Source organism: Flavobacterium sp. HTF, from assembly GCF_003105115.1.
Taxonomy (GTDB): domain Bacteria; phylum Bacteroidota; class Bacteroidia; order Flavobacteriales; family Flavobacteriaceae; genus Flavobacterium.
Genome location: NZ_QETH01000060.1, coordinates 15,810 through 27,558 on the forward strand (window position 1 = coordinate 15,810; position 11,749 = coordinate 27,558).

Here is an 11,749-nt window from a genome sequence, read left to right on the forward strand (position 1 = left end):
CACAAGTTCGAATATTTATATTAATTTTGTACAAACACTTAGAATTTTGAAACTAACAAGAGAAATTAAAACGGCTATTTTAGTCATCGCGTCAATTTTGCTATTTATTTGGGGATACAGTTTTTTAAAAGGCAGAGACCTTTTTACAAATTACAAAACCTTATATGTTGAATATGATAATGTTGAGGAATTATCAGCTTCTGCACCAGTTACCTTAAACGGACTTATAATTGGTAAAGTAAATAAAATTACAATTAATGAAACTACTGGTAAATTATTAGTAGAACTTCAGTTAAAAACAGACTTTCCTATTTCTAAAACCAGTAAGGCATCTTTGTATTCCCCAAGTTTAATTGGAGGAAAGCAAATTAAAATTATACCTAATATTGAAGATAAAGTACTTGCTGAAGATGGAGAAACCTTAGGGTCTACTGTAGAATTAGGACTTACAGAATCCTTAGGAGGTAAAATCCAGCCTATTGAAGAAAAATTAAATCTGATGCTGGCCAATATTAATACATTGGTAACAGGCCTGAATAATGTTTTGGATAAAAAAGGTCAGGAAGATATCAAAAAGAGCCTGGCAGAATTAAGTCAGACAATGGAGCAGTTTCACAGAGCTTCAGGAACTCTTAACTCTATTTTAGATAGCAATAAAGGACAAATTAACGGAGTTGTAACCAACTTTAATAAAATGTCAAATAACTTTTCTAAAATTTCAGATTCTTTAAACAAAGCTGATCTGGGCAAAACAGTAAGAAACTTAAATCAGACTTTAGCTAAGGTAGATGGTTTGATGAGCAACTTAAACTCAGGAAAAGGTACTGCAGGCAAATTATTAAATGATGATGCATTGTATAACAATCTGTCTAAAACCTCAAAAGAATTAGAGTTGTTATTACAGGATGTACGTCTTTATCCGACACGTTATGTAAATGTTTCTCTTTTTGGAAAGAAAAACAAACCTTACGTTGCTCCTAAAGAAGACACAAATTCAACTACTAAAAAATAATTAGTATGAGTTATTTAGATAATATTTTGTTTGCCATACTTCTTATAGTTGGTTTCGGTTTTTTTGCAGCGAGCGTAAAAAAAATCATCCGAAACATTAATTTGGGAGTTGATGTAGATCGAAAAGATAATCCGAAAGCTCGTTGGATGAATATGGCCATGATTGCTCTGGGGCAGTCAAAAATGGTGAAAAGACCTGTAGCAGGAGTGCTGCATATCTTAGTTTACGTTGGCTTTGTTATAATTAATATAGAATTACTGGAAATCATCATAGATGGTTTGTTTGGAACACACAGAATTTTTGCACCTTATCTAGGTGTAGTTTATGATGTTCTGATTGCTTCATTTGAAATATTAGCAATACTTGTGATTGTGGCTGTTGTCGCTTTCTGGATTAGAAGAAATATAATAAGACTTAAACGTTTTATTCATTCTGATTTAAAAGGATTTCCTAAAAGTGATGCAAATTATATTTTGTACTTCGAAACTGTTTTAATGATTTTATTTTTGTTGATGAATGCTTCTGATTTTCATTTGCAAAATGTTCCAGGAGGGTTTTCACACTTTCATAAAGCAGGAAGTTATCCAATAAGCCAGTTTATAGCACCAATCTTTAATGGAGTATCCAATGAATTAGTTGGATTGTTATATGAAGTTTTTTGGTGGCTGCACATTACAGGTATTTTGATTTTTATGAACTACTTGTATTTTTCAAAACACCTGCATATTCTTTTGGCTTTCCCCAATACTTATTTTGCGAATTTAAATCCGCAAGGTAAATTTGATAATCTTGAATCGGTTACAAATGAGGTAAAATTAATGATGGATCCAAATGCTGATCCGTTTGCGGCAGCACCGCCGGCTGATGAAAATGCTGCTCCGGCTAAGTTTGGTGCCAGTGATGTTCAGGATCTAAACTGGGTTCAGCTATTAAACGCTTATACCTGTACAGAATGTGGACGTTGTACGTCTTCATGTCCTGCGAATCAGACAGGTAAAAAATTATCTCCTCGTAAAATCATGATGGATACAAGAGACCGTCTGACAGAAGTTGGAAAAAATATAGATGCCAATAAAGGTGTTTTTGTTCCGGATAATAAAACATTATTAAACGATTATATTACGCCTGAGGAATTATGGGCATGTACTTCCTGCAACGCATGTGTAGAAGAGTGTCCGGTAAATATCAGTCCGTTGTCTATTATTATGGATATGCGTCGTTATCTGGTAATGGAACAAAGTGCTGCTCCAATGTCACTAAACGCCATGATGACCAACATTGAAAATAATGGAGCGCCTTGGCAATATAGCCAGCAGGACAGATTGAATTGGAAAAACGAGAATTAATTTAAATTCTTAAAAATAAATCAAGAATTCAGATTTCAGATTATAAATGAAACTTTGAACTTAAACTTTAAACAAAAGAGAGAGAAATGTCAGAAAGTTTAGTAGTGCCAACAATGGCAGAAATGCTAGCCGAAGGAAAACAGCCTGAAGTTCTGTTTTGGGTAGGTTGTGCCGGAAGTTTTGATGATAGAGCAAAAAAAATTACAAAAGCTTTTGTGCGTATTTTAAATCGTACAAATGTTTCTTTTGCAGTTCTTGGTACAGAAGAGAGTTGTACCGGAGATCCTGCAAAACGTGCCGGAAATGAGTTTTTGTTTCAGATGCAGGCCATGATGAATATCGAGGTTCTGAATGCATACGAAGCTAAAAAAATAGTTACAGCTTGTCCGCACTGTTTTAATACTTTGAAAAATGAATATCCTGAATTAGGAGGGCAATATGATGTAATCCATCACACTGAATTTCTGAAATCATTAATTGATGAAGGAAGATTAACTGTAGAAGGCGGGCAGTTTAAAGGAAAGAAAATCACTTTTCATGATCCTTGTTATTTAGGAAGAGCCAATAAAGTATACGAAGCACCAAGAGATTTAATTCAGAAGCTGGATGTCGAATTAGTTGAAATGAAACGTTCTAAAGCAAACGGTTTATGCTGTGGTGCAGGTGGCGCTCAAATGTTTAAGGATGCTGAACCGGGAACTAAAGAAGTTAACGTATTGCGTACTGAGGATGCTTTAGAAGTACAACCGGATATTATTGCTGCAGGTTGTCCATTTTGTAATACGATGCTAACGGATGGTATTAAAAACAAAGAAAAAGAAAGTTCTGTAAAAGTAATGGACATCGCTGAGTTAATTGCTAATGCACAGGATTTGTAAAAAAAAAGGTGCTAAGATACTAAGTTTCTAAGTTTTTTGAAACCTCAAACCTGAAACCTCATTTTTTCAAATCTAAAATCAACAATCTAAAATTAAAAATTAAAAATGTATATACCTTTTGAAAATTTGCCTGGTGAATCCAGAATCTGGATTTATCAATCGAACAGAAAATTTTCTGAGGAAGAATTTTCTGAAATCGAAAACGATTTGAAAGCTTTTGTAGAAGAATGGGCTGCCCACGGTACCAGTCTTGAAGCTTCGTATTTATTGAAATACAATCGATTTATTATTTTGGCTGTAAATCAGGATGTGCAGGCTGCAACAGGTTGCTCTATTGATAGTTCTGTAGAATTTATTCAGGGATTAGAGAAGAAATATGATGTTGATTTATTGGATAAAATGAATGTTACTTTCAAATTGGGAGAACATATTGCCCATAAACCATTAATTGATTTTAAGAAAATGGTAAAGGATAAAGCAGTAACAGGAAATACAATTGTATTTAATAATTTGGTTAATAATATCGAAGAATTCAACGAATCCTGGGAAGTTCCTGCCGCCGATAGCTGGCATAGCAGATTCTTCTAAAGAGAAAATTATAATATTTTAAAAAGGCATAAAACTTGGGTTTTGTGCCTTTTTTTGTTTTATTGTTTCAGGTTTCATGTTTCAGGTTTCGCCAAAGTTTGTCATTCTGAGGAACGAAGAATCTCCACAAGTAGCTCTACAAAGATTGGCGATATACGCTACGGAGTTTCTTGCGGAGATTCTTCGTTCCTTGGAATGACAAACGTTGTAATTATTTAACTTTTTGAAAGTTTTAAACTTTGACAAAGTTGTCGTTAAGCGTGACTTATAAAAACAAAAACTTCTAATCCAGCCCCGATGGGAGTGATATCCTTTTGTGGCGGTGTTCGCCATAAAAGATAAAACGGACAGCGGGACAAATGGTTTTTTTAGCGAAGATGTTCTGCTTCTAAAAAATGAATTAAGTAGAAATGTTCTGAAATTTGTCAAAAATCTAACATTTTTAAAGTCTGATTAAAGATGATTTTTGAGTACTTTCGTAGTATTAAATTTAATACATGAAAATAGCAATAGTTTGTTATCCGACTTTTGGCGGTAGTGGAGTAGTTGCCACTGAGTTAGGTCTTGAATTAGCCAGACGCGGACACGAAATACATTTTATAACTTATAGTCAGCCAGTGAGGCTGGCACTTTTGAATCCGAATGTACATTATCACGAAGTAAACGTTCCTGAATATCCACTTTTTCATTATCAGCCTTATGAGTTAGCTCTTTCGAGTAAATTGGTTGATATGGTAAAATTATATAAGATTGAAGTTCTTCATGTGCATTATGCAATTCCTCACGCTTATGCGGGCTATATGGCGAAGCAAATGCTGAAAAATGAAGGAATTAATCTGCCAATGATTACAACACTTCACGGAACTGATATTACACTTGTTGGGAATCATCCTTTTTATAAACCGGCAGTAACTTTTAGCATCAATAAATCAGATTATGTGACTTCGGTTTCTCAGAGCCTGAAAGACGATACTTTGAAATTATTCAAAATCAAGAATAAAATTAAGGTAATCCCGAATTTTATTGAATTGGATAAAGTGAAAAAAGATCCGCTGGCTCCTTGTCATCGTTATGTGATGGCTAAGGAAAATGAGCGTATTATTACGCACATCAGTAACTTCAGAAAAGTAAAACGTATTCCGGATATTGTAAAGATTTTTTATAATATCCAGAAAGAAGTCCCTGCTAAATTGATGATGGTTGGTGATGGACCGGAAAAAGAAAAAGCAGAGATTTTGTGCCAGGAATTAGGTATCCTGGATAAAGTGATTTTCTTTGGAAACAGCCACGAGATTGATAAGATATTGTGTATGACGGATTTATTTCTGCTTCCTTCTGAAACGGAGAGTTTTGGTCTGGCGGCGTTGGAAGCTATGGCTTGCGGAGTTCCGGTGATTTCAAGTAATTCGGGTGGTTTGCCTGAAGTAAATTTTGACGGTTTTTCGGGTTATTTGAGCAATGTTGGAAATGTGGAGGAAATGGCTGAAAATGCTTTGAAGATTTTAAAAGATGATGCTGTTTTAAATCAGTTTAAAGCAAATGCATTAGAGGTTGCAAGAAAATTTGATATTAAAAACATTCTTCCGAAATATGAAGCTTTGTATCAGAAAGCAATTGATGATTATAAATATGAAAAACACTAATATTTAAAAAGACATAAATGAAAAAAGTAATTTCGGTTTTAACTGTTTTTGTACTGATTTCCTGTGGAGCCACAAAAACAGCTGATTCAAAAGCCTTGTATGAGATTTTAACAGAGCAGTCTGACGGGGGAGGAAATATCAAATTTTTTGAAATTCTGACAGAGCCGAACGAAATCAAGATGCTTGAAAATGATCCGCTTTTAAAAGATAAAATGAAACAGAGTGATATTAATAACTCTAATTATGTTATTCTGAACATGGGGGAGAAAAACACCGGCGGTTATTCTATTGGAGTCGAAAAAGTAGAAGAAACGGATAAAAATATTATTATTACCGTTAAAGAAAAAAGCCCGGCTCCGGATGCGATGACTATGCAAGTTATAACTTACCCGTATACTGTAGTAAGAGTACACTCAAAAAAAGAAATTATAATTAAATAAGATAAAAAAAACCTGTCGTATCAGCGACAGGTTTCTTCTTACAATTATTTTTTAGTTTTTATTTAGAATCTGAATTTGACACCTAAACCAACGTCAAATCCAAAATTGTCATCATCATAATAGCCAGAACCAATTTCAGGTCTTGCATCTAATGACAGGGTAATAGGCACTTCTTTAAATCTATATTCTATACCGATATCTCCTGCAGCAAAAACGTATGTTCCGCTGTCGTTAAATCTGTAATCGTTGTAACGGTAATCGTAATCCCATGCAGCTACACCTCCACCGACACCAGCGTACCAGTTAAAGCCACCATCGATATTCCATACCCATTGGTAAAGAGCAACACCTTTTATAGCATCTACATCGCGGCTATTTCTCCATCCTAAATCAAATTCAAGTCTGTTTTTTTGATTTAGTCCTAATTGATATGATACTTCACCTCCAAATCCGTTGTTATCTCCTAAACGTAATCCTAAAGCGTGCTTAGAGATTTCTTGTGATTGTGCCGTAAAAGCTAAACCTAATAGCATAATGGCAGACAAAATAATTTTTTTCATAAATGTGTATTAATTTTTTTTCAAATGTATTATTACAGTTCAAGAGAGAACGTATAATATTTTCAAAAATTGTTATATAATTCACATTTATTATTTGGACAATTTTACTGAAACCCCGTATTTACTCAGTTTGGGCTGATTTTTACGAAACTGAAATTATTTTAAAATTATGGAAGTTAACATCTGCGAAGTCAGAATGTCCTCCATTTCAAAAAGATTTTCCTCGTCAATAAAATTTGCTGCTTTATAGGAGAATAATTTCCAGCGTTTTTTATGGTATTCAAGTGCTGTTAGGTTTTCTACCCAGTCTCCTGAATTTAAGTATAATGTAGATCCGTGTTTATTTTCTTTTGTCAGTATTTTTGGCTCGTGAATATGACCGCAGATAACATAATCATATTTTTTTTCTATTGCAAGGTCTGTAGCAGTCGTTTCAAAATCGGAAATAAATTTTACTGCTTTTTTTACACTTGCTTTGATTTTTTTAGAAAATGAATAAGGTTCACGTCCCAGTTTTGCTAAAAACCAATTGGCAAAACGATTAATAAGGATCAGGTAATCATAACCTAATCCGCCTAGTTTTGCAATCCATTTGGAGTGCTGTACAGAAGCATCAAAAACGTCTCCGTGAAAAATCCAGGCTTTTTTGTCGTCTAATTCTAAAACTAATTTATCAACCAGTGAAAAATTACCCATATTCATATCAGTAAATTTTCTGAGAATTTCGTCGTGGTTTCCGGTGATATAATACACTTTTGTCCCCTTAGAAGCCATTCCGATAATTCGCTGAATAACTCTTAAATGAGCTTTTGGAAAATATGATTTTCTAAATTGCCAGGCATCAATAATATCACCATTTAATACTAATGTTTTTGGTTTTATGCTTGATAGATAGTTATTTAATTCTTTGGCATGGCTGCCATATGTTCCTAAATGGACATCTGAAATAATAACCAGTTCAACATTTCTTTTTTTCAATTTTTCCTGATTTGAAGTTTAGCAAATAAAAGAATCTTAAACGTATTTTATTTTATGAAAAGGTTATCAAAACACGGTCAATTTTAATAAATTGTGATTTTTATCCAATTTAATCTTTATTTAATATTACCAATTTTAAATTTTTTAATTTAATTCATAAAACTTACATTTGCTCAAAACTAATACAATGGCAGGAAACAGCTACGGCACCCTATATAAAGTAACTACATTTGGAGAATCTCACGGTGAAGCTTTAGGCGGAATCATAGACGGTTGTCCGTCAGGAATTGAACTTGATCTGGAAGCAATTGAGTTTGAAATGTCCCGCAGAAAACCAGGACAATCAGCAATCGTAACCCAAAGAAAAGAACCGGATGCGGTTCAGTTTTTATCAGGGATTTTTGAAGGAAAAACTACAGGAACCCCAATTGGATTTATTATTCCGAATACCAATCAAAAATCAGACGATTACTCTCATATAAAAGACAATTACAGACCAAGTCATGCAGATTACGTGTATGACCAGAAATATGGGTTTCGTGACTATCGTGGTGGCGGAAGAAGTTCTGCACGAGAAACAGCAAGCAGGGTAGTAGCAGGTGCTATTGCAAAACAAATGCTTCCTGAGATTAAAATTAACGCTTATGTTTCGTCTGTTGGGCCAATTCATTTAGATACGCCTTATCAGGATTTGGATTTTTCTAAAATAGAAAGTAACCCGGTTCGCTGCCCGGATGAAAAATCGGCTGCGATTATGGAAGAGTACATTCGTGACATACGCAAACAGGGCGATACTGTCGGGGGAATTGTATCTTGTGTAATTCAGAATGTTCCGGTTGGTTTGGGTGAACCTGTTTTTGATAAATTGCATGCAGAATTAGGAAAAGCGATGCTGTCCATAAACGCTGTAAAAGGTTTTGAATACGGAAGCGGTTTCTCAGGTTCTGAGATGAAAGGAAGCGAACATAACGATTTATATAATCCGGACGGAACTACAAAAACCAACCTTTCAGGAGGAATTCAGGGAGGAATCAGTAACGGGATGGATATCTATTTTAAAGTAGCATTTAAGCCTGTGGCAACAATTATGCAGACACAGGATTCATTAGATAATAAAGGAAATATTACACCAATGACAGGAAAAGGACGTCATGATCCGTGTGTAGTACCTCGCGCAGTACCTATTGTTGAGGCAATGGCTGCGATTGTTTTGGCAGATTTTTATCTGATCAACAAAACATATTAATAAAAGTTAAGACAGTGAGGGTCTTAATATTTTAATTATAAATAAAAAACAAATAATGCAAGTTACTGAAATCAAAAAAAAATCATTTCTTTCGGGTCTTACAGGGCAAATTATAATTGCAATGGTTCTTGGTGCCATTTTGGGTATCATCATACACAATTCTATTTCGCAGGAAGCAGCAGAGTCATTCAGTGCTAAAATCAAAATGCTGGCAACAGTATTTATCCGTTTGGTACAAATGATCATTTCTCCTTTGGTCTTTACAACATTAGTTGTTGGAATTGCCAAGCTGGGAGATATCAAAACAGTAGGAAGGGTTGGCGGAAAAGCTTTAGGATGGTTTTTTACAGCTTCTTTTATATCCCTGTTAATTGGATTATTCTATGTAAATATTTTAGAGCCCGGAAAAGGCATAAAGCTGGAACATGTGAATATGGCAGCTGCAAGTGAAGTAACGGGTAAAACCAAAATTTTATCTTTTGAAAATTTTGTTGAACATATTGTTCCCAAAAGTATTTTTGAAGCGATGGCGACCAATGAAATTTTGCAAATTGTAATTTTTTCAATCTTTTTCGGATTAGCAGCAGCATCTTTAGGAAATACTGTAAAACCTGTTATAAATGCCCTGGATAAAGCTTCGCATATCGTGTTGAAAATGGTAAATTATGTGATGAACTTTGCTCCGATTGGAGTATTTGGCGCCATTGCAGGAGTATTTGCGATACGTGATGCAGAAGAATTGATTATTACCTATTTTAAGTTTTTCGGATCATTTTTAATTGGTATCAGTACATTATGGGTTGTTTTGATTGCAGTGGGTTATATTTTCCTGAAAGGAAGAATGACAGACTTATTAAAACGTATTATAGGGCCTTTGGCAATTGCTTTTGGAACAACGAGTAGTGAAGCTGTTTTTCCTAAACTGACGGAGGAATTAGAAGCATTTGGAGTAAAAGACAAGATTGTTTCATTTATGTTACCGCTCGGTTATTCATTCAATCTTGACGGAAGTATGATGTATATGACTTTTGCGAGTATTTTTATTGCACAATTTTATGGTGTACATCTGGATGTGGGAACTCAAATGGTAATGCTTTTGGTCTTAATGCTGACCAGTAAAGGAATTGCCGGTGTACCAAGAGCAAGTTTGGTTGTAGTTGCTGCAACCTGCGGAATGTTTGATATTCCGATTGAAGGAATTGCTCTTATCTTACCGATTGATCATTTCTGTGATATGTTTAGAAGTGCAACCAATGTTTTGGGGAATGCTTTGGCAACTTCTGTTGTAGGACAATGGGAAAATGGTTCTGATCCGGAAGTTTCTTCTGAAAGTTAGAAAAAGTAAAAATAAATTTATATACTGAAAAAGCCGTAATGATTATCATTACGGCTTTTTTTATTTCTTAATCTAAAAGCTATTAACTATGCAACTTTTCCTTTTCTGCCTTCCTCGCTATCTGGTGGTACATCACCGCCCTGGATTGCTTTTTGTTGAGTCTTAGTTAATTTTTCAGCGTCGTTGAATTTTAAAAAGTTTTCTAACATGTTTTTGGTTTTAAATACTCCAATCTAAATAAAGACACTTGGAGCTTGTGTTTGTTAATTTTGTTAAAGATAAAATTAAATTTCATTCATTATCTTAAAATGTTAATTATTTTCAAACACATATCTGTTTTTATTGATTTATTGAAATACTGTTTTTTAAAATTAGATTATAAAACACATTTAATAAATTAATTATATGAAATTAACTTTGTAAGAATCAATATGTTATTTTATTTCTTAATAATGTATATTTGAATAAATTTTCCCAAATTATGTTCCGATTACGATTTTTTTTATCATGGCTATTGCTGAGTCTTTTTTCATTCGCTTTGTCGGCACAGAATACCCTATCTACAGCCAAAATTGATAAACTTATACTGGAAGCGCTTTCTGATTTTAGGGAGTCAAATTTCGAGAAATCACTTATTGTATCCCGCGCAGCTCTAAATTACGCTACAATAGCCAAAAATGATTATTTTATTTCACGTTCCTATAATATTATTGGTGCCAATTATAACGAACTTGGAGAAATAGATAAAGCGATCTTCTTTTATAAAAAAAGCCTTCTATATGCCAAAAAAGCTAAAAATGACAGCTTTATTAATATGTTATATAATAATCTGGGGAACATATACTGCTTTGAGAAAAAACAATATAAAATTGGAATTGATTATTATAAAAAATCACTTCAGTTAAGTTCTGAAATAAAAGACTCTACACAAGTATATTTTACCAATGTTAATCTCGCATGGTCATATTTTGACATTGGTGAGTTTGATAAAGGATATACCTATCTTGATTTTGTAAACAAGAATAAAAAATTTGGAGACGATGATACCATAATAGTAAGCAATATGCTAAATGGTATGTATTTGAGTTACAAAGGAGATAACGAAAAAGCCAATGAGTATTTTCTGAAAGCAATTAGCATAAAAAAACATAGTCTTGAAAGGCCTGATTTGTCCTATGCACATCTGGAATATTCAAAATTTCTGGCCAAAATCGGAAGGCATAATGACGCTTATGCCAATTTGCTGGCCTACAATAGAATAACGCAGCAGATTTATAACGATGAAAAACTCAAGAAAGCTTCTGTAGCAGGTTTAAACCTTGAACTGGACGAATATAAAAGACAAATTGATAAAATTGAGAACGAAAAAGATTCACAATATCAGAGTCTTAAAAAATCCAGGATTATCGTTGTTCTGTTTGTAATAACTTCATTTATCCTTTTATTGTTTATAATCACATTAATTAAAAATATCAGGTTTAAAAAGAAGCATAATTTAGAGCTTCTAAAAGCGAAAGAAATTGCAGAAGAAGCCTCTTTGCTCAAAACACAATTTATTTCGACTATAAGCCACGAATTGCGTACTCCTTTGTATGGCGTCGTTGGAATAACGAATATGCTTCTCCCGCAGTGGGACGAAAAGACCCTGTGCACCTTTACTATAGCTTAGTATTGACCTTGGATAAATGATGTGTAGGATAGGTTGGAGACTGTGAAGTGGCG

The 11,749-nt window shown here is 33.9% G+C and carries 12 protein-coding genes; 9 read left to right on the top strand and 3 right to left on the bottom strand.

Features of this window, described 5'->3' with window-relative positions; all coding sequences use genetic code 11:
* Positions 1–46: 46 nt before the first annotated feature.
* The 6 genes from DCO46_RS15975 to DCO46_RS16000 all read left to right on the top strand — a co-directional run bounded on the left by DCO46_RS15975 (position 47) and on the right by DCO46_RS16000 (position 5,907).
* Entirely contained in the window at positions 47–1,012 is a 966-nt protein-coding gene (locus DCO46_RS15975; protein ID WP_116753504.1) for an MlaD family protein, read from the top strand.
* A gap of 5 nt (positions 1,013–1,017) precedes the next feature.
* Positions 1,018–2,358: a (Fe-S)-binding protein gene (locus DCO46_RS15980; RefSeq protein ID WP_116753505.1), complete on the top strand. Its 1,341-nt coding sequence runs from the start codon at positions 1,018–1,020 to the stop codon at positions 2,356–2,358.
* An 86-nt stretch (positions 2,359–2,444) separates the two neighbouring features.
* A complete protein-coding gene (locus DCO46_RS15985) occupies positions 2,445–3,236 on the top strand; it encodes a (Fe-S)-binding protein (protein ID WP_116753506.1) in 792 nt (263 codons plus the stop codon).
* Positions 3,237–3,341: 105 nt separating this feature from the next.
* Positions 3,342–3,824, top strand: a complete 483-nt coding sequence (locus DCO46_RS15990) for an ABC transporter ATPase (RefSeq protein WP_116753507.1) — start codon at positions 3,342–3,344, stop codon at positions 3,822–3,824.
* A gap of 497 nt (positions 3,825–4,321) precedes the next feature.
* Entirely contained in the window at positions 4,322–5,467 is a 1,146-nt protein-coding gene (gene bshA, locus DCO46_RS15995) for an N-acetyl-alpha-D-glucosaminyl L-malate synthase BshA (protein ID WP_116753508.1), read from the top strand.
* Positions 5,468–5,484: 17 nt separating this feature from the next.
* Positions 5,485–5,907, top strand: a complete 423-nt coding sequence (locus DCO46_RS16000; RefSeq protein ID WP_116753509.1) for a protease complex subunit PrcB family protein — start codon at positions 5,485–5,487, stop codon at positions 5,905–5,907.
* A gap of 62 nt (positions 5,908–5,969) precedes the next feature.
* Here the strand turns inward: DCO46_RS16000 and DCO46_RS16005 are convergent, their stop codons facing one another.
* Positions 5,970–6,467: a hypothetical protein gene (locus DCO46_RS16005; protein WP_116753510.1), complete on the bottom strand. Its 498-nt coding sequence runs from the start codon at positions 6,465–6,467 to the stop codon at positions 5,970–5,972.
* Between the two features lie 156 nt (positions 6,468–6,623).
* Complete coding sequence (locus tag DCO46_RS16010; RefSeq protein ID WP_116753511.1) at positions 6,624–7,445, bottom strand: UDP-2,3-diacylglucosamine diphosphatase; 822 nt, start codon at positions 7,443–7,445, stop codon at positions 6,624–6,626.
* A gap of 187 nt (positions 7,446–7,632) precedes the next feature.
* Here DCO46_RS16010 and aroC point away from each other — a divergent pair, with 187 nt between their 5' ends.
* Together aroC and DCO46_RS16020 are read left to right on the top strand one after the other, a co-directional pair.
* Positions 7,633–8,691, top strand: coding sequence for a chorismate synthase (aroC, locus tag DCO46_RS16015; protein ID WP_116753512.1), 1,059 nt, complete (start codon positions 7,633–7,635; stop codon positions 8,689–8,691).
* Between the two features lie 55 nt (positions 8,692–8,746).
* Positions 8,747–10,027, top strand: coding sequence for a dicarboxylate/amino acid:cation symporter (locus DCO46_RS16020; protein WP_116753513.1), 1,281 nt, complete (start codon positions 8,747–8,749; stop codon positions 10,025–10,027).
* An 86-nt stretch (positions 10,028–10,113) separates the two neighbouring features.
* Here the strand turns inward: DCO46_RS16020 and DCO46_RS23335 are convergent, their stop codons facing one another.
* Entirely contained in the window at positions 10,114–10,236 is a 123-nt protein-coding gene (locus DCO46_RS23335; RefSeq protein ID WP_262509792.1) for a hypothetical protein, read from the bottom strand.
* 272 nt (positions 10,237–10,508) lie between these two features.
* On the opposite strand from DCO46_RS23335, the gene DCO46_RS16025 reads away from it, so the two are divergent.
* On the top strand, positions 10,509–11,696 hold the full coding sequence (locus tag DCO46_RS16025; RefSeq protein ID WP_207784973.1) for a tetratricopeptide repeat protein: 1,188 nt from the start codon (positions 10,509–10,511) through the stop codon (positions 11,694–11,696).
* Positions 11,697–11,749 lie beyond the last annotated feature (53 nt).

Bases quoted from the DNA above. Each gene is read 5' to 3' on its own strand.
- DCO46_RS15980 (WP_116753505.1), top strand. From the start codon at position 1,018: ATGAGTTATTTAGATAATATTTTGTTTGCCATACTTCTTATAGTTGGT.
- DCO46_RS15985 (WP_116753506.1), top strand. From the start codon at position 2,445: ATGTCAGAAAGTTTAGTAGTGCCAACAATGGCAGAAATGCTAGCCGAA.
- DCO46_RS15990 (WP_116753507.1), top strand. From the start codon at position 3,342: ATGTATATACCTTTTGAAAATTTGCCTGGTGAATCCAGAATCTGGATT.
- bshA (WP_116753508.1), top strand. From the start codon at position 4,322: ATGAAAATAGCAATAGTTTGTTATCCGACTTTTGGCGGTAGTGGAGTA.
- DCO46_RS16000 (WP_116753509.1), top strand. From the start codon at position 5,485: ATGAAAAAAGTAATTTCGGTTTTAACTGTTTTTGTACTGATTTCCTGT.
- DCO46_RS16005 (WP_116753510.1), bottom strand. From the start codon at position 6,467: ATGAAAAAAATTATTTTGTCTGCCATTATGCTATTAGGTTTAGCTTTT.
- aroC (WP_116753512.1), top strand. From the start codon at position 7,633: ATGGCAGGAAACAGCTACGGCACCCTATATAAAGTAACTACATTTGGA.
- DCO46_RS16020 (WP_116753513.1), top strand. From the start codon at position 8,747: ATGCAAGTTACTGAAATCAAAAAAAAATCATTTCTTTCGGGTCTTACA.
- DCO46_RS23335 (WP_262509792.1), bottom strand. From the start codon at position 10,236: ATGTTAGAAAACTTTTTAAAATTCAACGACGCTGAAAAATTAACTAAG.
- DCO46_RS16025 (WP_207784973.1), top strand. From the start codon at position 10,509: ATGTTCCGATTACGATTTTTTTTATCATGGCTATTGCTGAGTCTTTTT.